Genomic DNA, 11,636 nt, shown 5'->3' with positions numbered 1-11,636 from the left:
TCAATGGAACCCGCGCCACTCACGACCGACTCGGTACCGCCGAACTTGCCCACCGGCAGTACATGAAGGCCCCCTTCCTTGCGCTAGACGCAAGGAAGGGGGCCTTCATGTACTACTCATGCGGACGCGCTGACGCGAAAGTCCGCTATACGGCGTCGAACTCCGCCTCGAATTCGTCGATCTCGCCCTTGTCCATGTCCACGAGTTCGAAATCGGCGGCGGGCTTCCCCTCGTCGGGGGAATCGGCCGGTTCCTCTCCCAGTTCGACGAACGACGCGAGTCCCGCCGGTGTCCGGTACTCGAACACTTCCCGCGCGCCGAAGGTCATCCCGTCCCGGCGCGCCCGCGCCGCCAATTGCATCGAGATGATCGAATCCCCGCCCAGCTCGAAGAAACTGTCGTCCGCGCCGACGCGGTCCAGACCGAGCAACTCGGCGAACAGCTCGCACAACAGCCGCTCGATCTCCGTGACGGGATCCCGTCCGGCGGCCCGCCCGCTGAAATCGGGCTCCGGCAACGCCTTCCGGTCGACCTTTCCGTTCCCGTTCACCGGCAGCGCGGCCACCGCCATCACCACCGCGGGCACCATGTACTCCGGCAGCAGTCCGGCGAGCCGCTCGCGCAGCCGCACCGGATCGGCCCCGGAACCGGAGACGACGTAGCCGATCAGACGTCCGTCGCGGACCGCCACCACCGCCTGGTCGACGCACGGCTGGTCCGCCAGCACCGCCTCGATCTCACCCGGCTCCACGCGGAAACCGCGGATCTTGACCTGGGTGTCGGCCCGGCCGGCGAAGACCAGCTCGCCCTCGTCGTTCCAGTACGCCAGGTCCCCGGTCCGGTACATCCGCTCGCCGGGCGTAAAGGGATCCGCGACGAACCGTTCCGCCGTCAGCGCGGTCCGGCCGAGATAGCCGTGCGACACCCCGGCGCCCGCGATGTACAGATCTCCCGCGACGCCCGGCGGCAGCGGGCGCAGGAAGACGTCCAGCACGTACAAGCGCCGTCCCGGATGCGGTTTGCCGATCGGCAGCGTCGACCCCAGCTCGTCACCGGGCCGGATCACCTTCCACGACGCGCAGAACGTGGTCTCCGTCGGGCCGTACGTGTGCAGGACCCGCAATTCGGGGCACGCCTGCCGCACCCGCTCCACGGCGCCGAGCGGCACCACGTCCCCGCCCGTCTGGAAGTAGCGCAGCCCCGCGAAGGACTCCGGCGCTTCCTGGACCAGCGCGCGGAATTGCCCGGCGGTGAAGTTCACCGAGGTGAGACCGTCCGCCACGTGGGCGGCGAGCCGCTGCGCGTCGATCACGCCCGGGTCGGCGAGGATCACCCGCGCACCCGCCACGAGCGGCACCCACACCTCGTACAGCGCCGGGTCGAACGTGTGCGGCGCGTGCATCAGCACCGCGTCGCCGGGGTGCAGGTCCCACACCGCGTAGCCCACCAGCGCCGCCACGCCGCCGTGCGAGACGGCGACACCCTTCGGCGTCCCGGTCGAGCCGGACGTGTACATCACGTATGCCAGATCGTCCTTGCCGACCGGGACCAGGGAAACCTCACCCTCGACGGGTTCGTCCACGACGAGTTGCGCGTACCCGGCCGGCATCGCGCTCGCGGCCTCCGCCCGGCAGACCACCGCCGTGACCGCGGAGTCGGCCAGCATGAACGCCACCCGATCCGCCGGATAGTCCGGGTCGACCGGGACGAACGCCGCTCCCGCCTTCCAGACCGCGAGCCAGGCGGCCAGCAGTTCCACCGACCGCTCCAGCACCACCGCGACCCGGTCGCCCCGGCGTACACCCCGGTCGATCAGGACCGTCGCGAGCCTGCCGGACCACTCGTCCAGTTCCTCGAACGACCAGGTCTGGTCCCCAGCCTGCACCGCCGTCGCGTGCGGGGCCTTCTCCACCTGACGGCGGAACAACTCCACCGCCGACGCCGCGTCCACCGTGTCGTCCGTCCGGTTCCACCGTTCGACCACCAGCTCACGCCCGGCGTCACCCAGCACGTCGAGGCGGCCGACCGCAGTCCTCGGGTCCGCGATCACGCGCTCCAGCACCAGGGTGAGCCCGTCGAGCGCCGCCTTGGCGACGGAGTCGCCCACGACGTCCGCGTGGTACTGCAGTTCGATTTCGAGGCTCTCGCCCGGCATGACACCCAGCGTGATCGCGTACGGCGTCGCCTGGTTGAAGTCCCTCAGGGTCAGGCTGAGACCGGACGGGGAAGCCGACTTCGCCGCCGGGTCGGCGTAGTTCTCGAACACGACGATCGTGTCGAAACTCGCCTCCCCCAGCTTCTGGATCTCCGGCAGCCCGAGATGGTGATGAGCCATCATCGAGGACTGCCGCCCCTGAAGTTCCGTCAGCAGCTCGAGAACGGTCTGCTCGCCGTCCAACCGCACTCGCACCGGCACGGTGTTGATGAACAGCCCCACGGTCTGCTCCGCGCCGGGCAACTCGGCCGGACGCCCCGAGACCACCGCGCCGAACACCACGTCACGACGGCGGGCCAGCCGGGCCAGCACCAGCGACCACGCGCCCTGCACCAACGTGTTCAGCGTCAGCCCGTGCCTTCGGGCGAACTCGGCCAGCGCGGTGGTGAACTCCGGCGAATGGCGGATCACCTCGCCGGACGGCAGCCCCGGCGCCCTTCCCGGGGTCTCCGGGAGCCCGAGCGCCGATCCGTCGGCGCCGTCCAACTCTTCGCGCCAGGCGGCCTTGGCGGCTTCCTTGTCCTGCTTTCCCAGCCAGGCCAGGTAGTTCCCGTAGGAGCCCGCCGGCCGCAGGGTGGCGGACACTCCGCCGGCCGCGTAGATCTCGAGGAGGTCCGCCTCCATGACCGCCCGCGACCATCCGTCGATGAGCAGGTGATGGCTGGTGGTCACGAGGCAGTGCTTGTCCGGGCCGAGCCGGATCAGCATGAGCCGCAGCAGGGGAGGCCGCGTGAGGTCGAACTTCGCGGCGCGCTCCTTCTCCGCGATCACGGTCGCCTCGGCCAGCGCGTCCTCTTCGGACAGGTCGGACAGATCGCGTTCGGCCCAGGGAAGCTTCACCGTCCTGGGAATCAGCTGGATCGTCTCGCCGGACTTCCTCCGGTGAAAGCTCGCCCGAAGCGCCGCGTGCCGGTCGAGGACGGTCTCCCAGGACTTCCGGAACCGCTCCGTGTCCAAGGGGCCGTCGATGATCTGCGACTGCTGGATGAGGTGGAGATCGGGCGCCTCGTCGTCCAAGGAGGCGTGATAGAGCATTCCCGCCTGCATCGGGGACAGCGGCCAGACTTCCGTCAGTGCCGATCCAGAGGAGTTGGTCGAAGTGTTCACGATGCCCGGCCTTCGCTGAGTTCCGCTGCTAGTGCTTCGAAGCCCTCGATCTCGTCCTGATCCAGTTCGAGCAGGCCGAAATCGGACGCGGTGTGCCCGCCCGCGGCGGGATCATCCGCTTGAGAGGCCAGCCCGGACAACACGGCCAGCAATTCCTGGACCAGTCGTTCGATCGCGGCCTCGTCGAACGAGTCGTCCGACCATTCCAGCATGAGTATCAATTCCGGACCGTCCGGCAGATCCTGGACGATCGCGTTGACGTCCAGGCCGTGCGGCAGCCGCGTGCCCGGGTCCATCGAACCGCCGATCTCGCCCGCCTGCTGCCACGCCCGCACGTCGCTCTCGTCACCGGCGACGAACCGGCCGAGGTAGTTGAACCCGATCCGCGCCGACGGCGAGGCCGCCAGCACCGGTTCCGTTTCCCGGTTGAGGTACCGCAACAGTCCATAGCCGAGGCCGTCACCGGGCACCGCCCGCGACTGTTCCTTGACCACCTTCAGCAACGTCCCGGCCGCCGCGTCGCCGGCCAGCACCCCGTCGAGGTCGATCCCGGCCACCTCCAGCCGGACCGGATGCGAACTGGTGAACCAGCCCACCGTCCTGGACAGGTCCATTCCCTCGACGGGATGGCGGCCATGGCCTTCCACGTCCACCAGCACGGTGTCCGCGGCACGCCACCGGGCCACCGCTCCCGCCAGTCCGGCCAGCAGGACCTCGTGCACCCCGCAGTGGAACACCACCGGAGCCCGCCCCACCAGAACCGAGGTCTCGTTCGACGGAACCACCCAGGACCGGGAACGCACCGACCCCGCCGGAGCCCGCTCCGGCTGCCGCTCTTGTCCCAGAATCGCTTGCCACACAGGCAGTTCCGCGACCCGCTCGGCGGAGACGGCCCACTCCTCCAGCAGGCCCGCCCACCGGCGGAACGACACTCCCACCGGTTCGAGCGACGGCTTCCGCCCCGCGGCCACGGCCTCGCACGCCGCTCGGAGGTCCGACGCCAGAACGCGCCACGAGACCCCGTCGACCACGAGGTGATGCGCCGCCACGACCAGCCGTCCCACGCGCTCCGGCCCGGCGTCCAACCACACCGCCTGGACCATCACCCCCGCGAAGGGATCCAGCCTGCCGACAGCTTCGCGTGCCGCGTCCGCCGCGGCCTCGTCCAGCGAGCCGCCCTCGGCCGCCACCCGCGTGACCACCCCGGCCGCGACCACCGAGCCGCGCTCACCGACCACCAGACGCCGGCTGTCGACGACCCGCGCCCGCAGCATGTCGTGGGTGTCCAGCACCGCCGCCAGCCCCGCGGCCAGCGTCTCTTCCGTGAGATCCGCGGGCGCGCCCAGCACGACCCACTGCGCGAACTTCGCTCCCGCGACCCCGTCCCCGAACAACCGCATCACCGGCGTCAGCACGACCTCGCCTGTGCCGTCCTCGATCGCGGGACGATCCTCTTGCGGTACAGGCGTTTCCGCCACCAGCTGCGCGAGCCGCTCGGGGGTCCGGTGCTCGAACACCTGCCGCGGGGTCAGCGAGATCCCGTCGCGACGCGCGCGGGAAGCGACCTGCATGGACGAAATCGAGTCGCCGCCCAGCTCGAAGAAGCTGTCCTCGACCCCGACCCGGTCCAGCCCGAGCACCTCGGCGAACACTCCACACAGGACTCGTTCGGTCTCGGTCGACGGCTCTCTGCCGACCGTCTTCGAGGAGAAGTCCGGTTCGGGCAACGCCTTCCGGTCGATCTTCCCGTGCGGCGTCAGCGGCAGGACGTCCAGCGCCATCACCGCCGCGGGCACCATGTACGCGGGCATCCGGGCCGCGAGTTCCTTCCGCAGCGCCTCCGGATCGACGTCACCCGGCGAAACGTAGGCCACCAAACGGCCTTCGCGGACGGTCACCGTGGCCTGGGTGACCTCGGGACGGTTGGACAGGGCGAACTCGATCTCGCGGGGTTCGACCCGGAACCCGCGGATCTTGACCTGGTCGTCGGCCCGTCCGGCGGAGACCAGCTCGCCGTCGTCGGTCCAGTACGCCAGATCGCCCGTCCGGTACATCCGCTCGCCCGGGACGAAGGGATCGGCGACGAACCGCTCGGACGTCAGCGCCGAACGGCCGAGATACCCGCGCGCCACTCCGATCCCGGCTAGGTACAGCTCACCCGTGATCCCGTGCGGCAACGGCCGCAGGAACGCGTCCAGCAGATAACCGCGGACCCCGGCGATCGGTCCCCCGAACGGGATCACCTCCCCGCCCGGCGCCAGCGGGAAGCTCACCGTCGCGCAGATCGTGGTCTCGGTCGGCCCGTAGGCGTTGATCATCCGGCGACCCGCCGACAGGCGGTCCACCAGTCCCGGCGGGCAGAGTTCGCCCGCAGCGGTCACCGTCTCCAGCCGGTCCGGCACCGCGTCCACGGTGGCCAGCACCGACGGCGGGGCCTTCACATGCGTGATGTCCCACCGTTCCAGCGTGTCGGTCAGCGAAGCGTGCGGCGGCAGGTCCTCGTCCGGCGGCATCACCAGCGTCGCGCCCGAAAGCAGCGCCATCATCACCTCGGACACGATGGTGTCGAAGCCGAGCGCCGCGAACTGCAGGACCCGGGAAGACTGCGTCACGGCGAGCCGTTCGATATGCGCCAGCGCCAGATTGCCCAAGCCCGAGTACGTGACGACGACGCCCTTCGGCGTTCCCGTCGACCCCGACGTGTAGATCACGTAGGCCGCGTCACGCATCCCCACGCGCGGCAGCACCGCGTCCGGGGCCCCGGCCGGATCCAGTTCGTCGAGCACCACGATCCGGTCCGAGAACTCCTCCGGCACCGCGTCGCGGGTCTTTCCCTGGCACACCACCAGCATCGGATCGGCGCTGCCGAAGATCAGCTTCACGCGCTCGGCCGGATACGCGGGATCCACCGGGACGAACACGCCGCCCGCCAGCGAAACCCCCAGCATCCCGATCAGCCACCACGAGGACCGGCCCACCACCAGCCCGACGCGACGCTCCCGCTCGACCCCGCGAGCCCGCAGGAAGGCCCCGAACTTCTCCGCCCGGTCCCACAATTCCGCGTACGTCAGGTCACCGGCGCCGTCCGCGACCGCCACCGCGTCCGGCCGCTCCGCCGCCATCCGCCCGATCAACGACGGCAGCGGTTCCCCCGCCACCAGCGCGGGCTTCCAGGGAGGCAACGGGATCTCGCCCATGTCGGCCCGGCCGACCAGCCCGGACGGAGCGTCGGCCACCGAGCCGAGGGCACCGACGAACCAGTCCAGCAGCGCATCGGCGACGGCCTCGTCGATCTGCCCGCGCCAGTAGGCGAGCTGGATCCTGAACCGCTCTCCCGGGATGACCCCGACGGTCACCGGGTAGTGCGTTCCCTCGACAGTGCCCAGATACGTGAACTGGTCGGCGAAGTCCCGCGGGTAGTTCTCGAACACCAGCAGCGTGTCGAACATCGCGCCGGGTCCGGCCGTCTTCTGGATCTCCGTCAGCCCCAAGTGCTGATGCGGCATCAAGGCCACCTGACGGCGCTGCAGCTCGGTGAGCAGGTCCACCACCGGCTGCCCGCCGTCGAGCGACACGCGAACCGGGATCGTGTTCATCATGAGCCCCGGCATCGACTCCACACCCGGGAGTTCCGCGGGACGGCAGGCGACCGTGGTGCCGAACACCACGTCGGTCCGCCGCGCGAGCCGCGCCAGCACGAGCGCCCACGCGCCCTGCACCACCGTGTTCAGCGTCAGCCCGTGATCGCGGGCGAACCCGGTCAGCCGGGTGTGCAGCTCCGGCGAAAGCTGGGTGACGCGGTAGTCGTAGCCCGTCCCGGTGTCCGACTTGGCGACCAGCGCGGGCACGTCGATGTCCGACAGTTCCGCCTGCCAGGCCGCGCGCGCCGCTTCCTTGTCCTGCCGGTCGAGCCAGGCCAGGTAGTCCCGGTAGGACGCCGCCCCCGTCCGGTCCGGGAAGTGTCCTCCCGAGGCATATGCCTCGGAGACTTCGTTGAGGATGACCGCCACCGACCAGCCGTCGGTCAGGATGTGGTGATTGACCACCAGCAGGCAGTGCCGGTCCTGCGCGACCCGGATCAGCACCAGCCGGAACAGCGGCGCCTTGGCGAGGTCGAACCGCTCGCGCTGCTCTTCCGCGGACAGGGCCTTGACGGCCTCGTCGAGGTCGGTCGCGTCCGTGAGATCGACTTCGCGCCACGGCAGGACGATGTGGCCGGCGACGGCCTGCACCGCCTTGCCCGACGCGAGCCGGTGGAAAGTCAGCCGGAGTTCGTCGTGCCGCGCGAAAACCGACTCCCACACGGCCCGCAGCCGGACGACGTCCAGCGGTCCGGTCAGCTCGACGATCCACTGCGTCTGGTAGATGTCGGGACCCTGGTCGTCGAGGGTCGTCTGGAACAGCAGCCCCGCCTGGAGCGGCGCCAGCGGCCAGACCTCCACGGCGTCCGGGACGGCGATCGCCAGTTCCGCCGCGTCCTCCGCGGTCAAGTCGATCAGGGGACCGTCGGCGAGTTCTTCGGCCGGGACGGCACGCGCCACGGCGGCCAGCCGTGCGGGGGTCTGCTCGCCGAAGATGTCCGACGGCGTCACCAGCAGGCCCGCCTTGGCCGCCCGGGCCGCCACGCGCACCGCGAGGATCGAATCCCCGCCCAGCTCGAAGAAGCCGTCGTCGACACCTGCCCGGTCCATACCGAGAACTTCGGCGAACAGTCCACAAAGGACGCGTTCGGTCTCGGTGGCCGGTTCGCGGCCGCCCGCCGTCGCCGTGAAATCGGGCGCGGGCAACGCCGCCCGGTCCACCTTGCCGTTGCCGGTCAGCGGCAGCGTGTCCAGCGTGATCACGACGGCCGGGACCATGTACTCGGGCAGTACGGCCTCGAGACGTTCGCGCAGAAGAGCGGGAGCCACGTCCGAAACCGCGTAACCGATGAGCCGCCCGTCGATCGCCACCACCACGGCCTCGTGGACGTCCGCCTGGGCGGTCAGCGCGGCTTCGATCTCACCGGGCTCGATCCGGAATCCGCGGATCTTCACCTGGTCGTCGACCCGGCCCGCGAACAGCAGCTCGCCGTCGGTCGTCCACTGGGCGAGGTCCCCGGTCCGGTACATCCTCTTGCCCGGCGAGAACGGATCCGCCACGAACCGCTCCGCCGTCAGCCCCGTCCGGTCGAGGTAGCCGTCGGCGAGACCGTCGCCGGAGAGGTACAGATCGCCGATCATCTCCGGCTCCACCGGGCGCAGCGACGCGTCGAGCACGTGCGCCTTCCGGCCGGGGAGAGGATGACCGATCGGCAGCACCGAGCCCAGCGCGTCCCCCGGTTCGAGCACGTGCCACGTGGCGCACAGCGTCGTTTCCGTCGGGCCGTAGAGGTGCCGGATCCGCGCTTCCGGCGCGGCGTCGCGCACCCGCTCCACCGCGTGCGCGGGCACCAGGTCGCCGCCGGTCAGGATCTCGACGAGTCCCGCGAACGATTCCGGCGATTCCTCGGCCACCGCGCGGAAACTGCCCGCGGTCAGATGCGCCCTCGTCACCCCGGCCGCGATCGCTTCCCGCAGGCGCCGGGCGTCCACCGGCCCCGGCTCGGCGATCACCACCCGGGCACCCGAAACCAGCGGCACCCAGATCTCGCACAGGGACGCGTCGAAGGAATGCGGCGCGTGCATGAGGACCGCGTCGCCGGGTTCCATCGCCCAGCCGGGATTCCCCACCAGTTCCGCCACGCTCCGGTGCGGGACGGCCACGCCCTTCGGGGTGCCCGTCGAGCCGGACGTGTACATCACGTACGCCAGATCTTCCGGGCGCGCCGTGACAGCGGGGGGCTCGTCGCCCGGTTCCTCGTCCGCGACGACGATCGACTCGATCCCCTCGGGGACCGCGTCTCGCGTCGCGGCCGAACACACCATCAGGGAGACGTCCGAGTCCGCCACCATGAAGGCGACCCGCGGCGCGGGATAGGCGGCATCCACCGGAACGTACGCCGCTCCCGCCTTCCAGACGGCCAGCAGCGCCACCAGCAGGTCCGCCGACCGGTCCAGCATGACCGCGACCCGGGCGCCACGGCGGACGCCCCGGCCGGTCAACCGGCCGGCCAGCCTGCCCGCGAGTTCGTCGAGTTCCCGGTACGTCAGAACCCGTTCCCCGTCGGACACGGCCACCGCGCCGGGTGTCCGGCCCGCTCGCCGGGCGAAAAGATCCAACACCGTCGGACTGGCCTGCGCTGCGGAACTCATCGTCAACCTCCGTAGACCACGGTGTCCACCGGCTCGGGCTCGAACTCTTCTTCTTCGGGTTCCGGCTTGGGCGCGTTGTTCTCCGGCCGGGCGAACTGCGTGTGATAGAGCTCCGAATAGAGACCGCCCGCGGCCAGCAACTCGTCGTGCGTCCCGCGTTCGCGGACCCCTCCGCCGTCGATCACGAGGATCTGGTCGGCTTCGCGGATCGTGGAGAGCCGGTGGGCGATGACCAGCGAAGTCCGGCTTCGCAGAGCGGTCTTGAGTGCCCGCTGGACCGCGGCCTCCGACTCGGAGTCCAGATGCGCCGTCGCTTCGTCGAGCACGACGACCGTGGGCGCCTTCAGCAGCAGCCGCGCGATGGCCAGCCGTTGCTTCTCGCCACCCGACATGCGGTAGCCGCGATCACCCGTGACGGTCTCGAACCCGCGCGGGAGGGACTCGATCAGATCCCAGATCTGGGCGCCCTTGCAAGCCTCGATCAGCTCTTCCTCGGTGGCCGTCGGGCGGGCGTAGAGCAGGTTCTCCCGGATCGTGTCGTGGAAGAGGTACGCGTCCTGGCTGACCACGCCGACCGTGCCGCGGATCGAGTCGAAGCTGAGGTCCCGCAGGTCCTTCCCGTCGAGGCGGACGGCTCCCGAATTCGGGTCGTACAGCCGCGAGACCAGGTGCGTGATGGTGCTCTTCCCCGCCCCGGACGGGCCGACGAGCGCGGTGAGGGTTCCGGCCTGCGCGTGGAAACTGATGCCGCGCAGGACATCCGCCGCCACTTCGCCCTGTTCCCGCTTGGTCCGCAGGTGTTCGAGCGAGGCCAGCGAGACCTCGTCCGCGGTGGGGTACCGGAACACGACGTCGTCGAACTCGATGTCCGGCGCCTCGTCCTTCTTGAGCGCGACGGCGTCGGGGCGTTCCTGGATCAGCGGCTTCAGATCGAGCAGCTCGAAGATCCGGGAGAAGCTCACCACGACGGTCTGCGCGGTCTCCTGCAGCCCGGACAGCTGGGTGATCGGCCCGAACAGCCGCCCGAGCAGGGTGGCGATGGCGATGAGCGTGCCGAGCTGGAACGCCCCTTCGATCACGAGCCCGCCGCCGACGCCGTAGACGACCGCCGTGGCGACCGACGCCATCAGCGCCATCATGGCGAAGGACATCCGGGCCCAGATGGAAATGCTCACGCCGATCTTGCGGATCTTCCCGGCGCGGACGCGGTAGTCGGCCATCTCCTCGTCCGGGCGGCCGAAGAGCTTCGAGAGCATCGCGCCCTGGACGTTGAACCGCTCGTGGAGGAGCCCGCCGAGGCCGGCGTTCGTCTCCATCAGCGTTCCGGTGCGCCGCTGGATGATCCGCCCCACCCAGATCCAGGGCAGGACGAACAGCGGGACCAGCACCAGCGTGACGAGGGCGACGAGCCAGGACAGGTAGAACAGTTCGGCCAGCACCAGCACGACCGTGACCACGCTGGTGGCCGCCATCAGCAGATGCCCGAACGCCTGCTGCGCCATGATCAGTTCGGTGTGCAGCCTCCCGACCAGCACACCGGTCTGGGTGCGGGTGAAGAACGCGATCGGCAGTTGCCGGACGTGATCGAGCGCCTGCACCCGGAGGTCGTAGGTGACCCCTTCCCCGATCTTCGCGGAGACATAGGCCGAAAGGAGCGACAACAGCGCGCCCGCGATCGCCAGCCCGGCGGTCAGGACGGCCATCAGGATCACGACCCCGAAGTCGTTCTTGAGGATGCCGCCGTCGATGAGCTCCTTCATCAGCAAAGGAGTCGCGATGACGACGAACGCCTCCATCGCGGCGATGAGAACGAAGATCGACACCTTGCCGACGTGCGGGCGGAAATAGGTGAGGACCCTGCGCACCGTCCCCGGACGGACCCGGTTCGACCAGGGATCGGGGTCGTCATCGCTCTTGGGCGACGCCCCGAAGCGCAACATTACTTCCATTTGGGGATCCCTCTCACACACGAAGTCGGCGATCTCAATCGTGCTGAATCGTGTCGATGTCCACGAGTGGTGCCAAGCGAACATCTCCGGTACGCGAACGCACGACGACGCGCACCGTCCACAAGCGACAGT

1 protein-coding gene and 1 pseudogene are annotated in these 11,636 nt (G+C 69.9%); both read right to left on the bottom strand.

Annotation, left to right across the window (positions count from 1 at the left end):
* Window positions 1-145: 145 nt before the first annotated feature.
* Window positions 146-9,561, bottom strand: a pseudogene (locus tag ACLJPX_RS29490) (amino acid adenylation domain-containing protein).
* The gene (locus ACLJPX_RS29485) at window positions 9,558-11,504 is read right to left on the bottom strand and encodes an ABC transporter ATP-binding protein (RefSeq protein ID WP_410603629.1); all 1,947 of its coding nucleotides are present in this window, start codon (window positions 11,502-11,504) and stop codon (window positions 9,558-9,560) included. Before ACLJPX_RS29485 ends, ACLJPX_RS29490 begins: the two are co-directional and overlap by 4 nt.
* Window positions 11,505-11,636: the final 132 nt, after the last annotated feature.

The sequence above is a fragment of the Amycolatopsis sp. lyj-90 genome, assembly GCF_046549035.1.
Classification (GTDB): Bacteria; Actinomycetota; Actinomycetes; order Mycobacteriales; family Pseudonocardiaceae; genus Amycolatopsis.
Note: the sequence above shows the minus strand (reverse complement) of the source record. Positions and strands in the feature narration are given on the sequence as shown.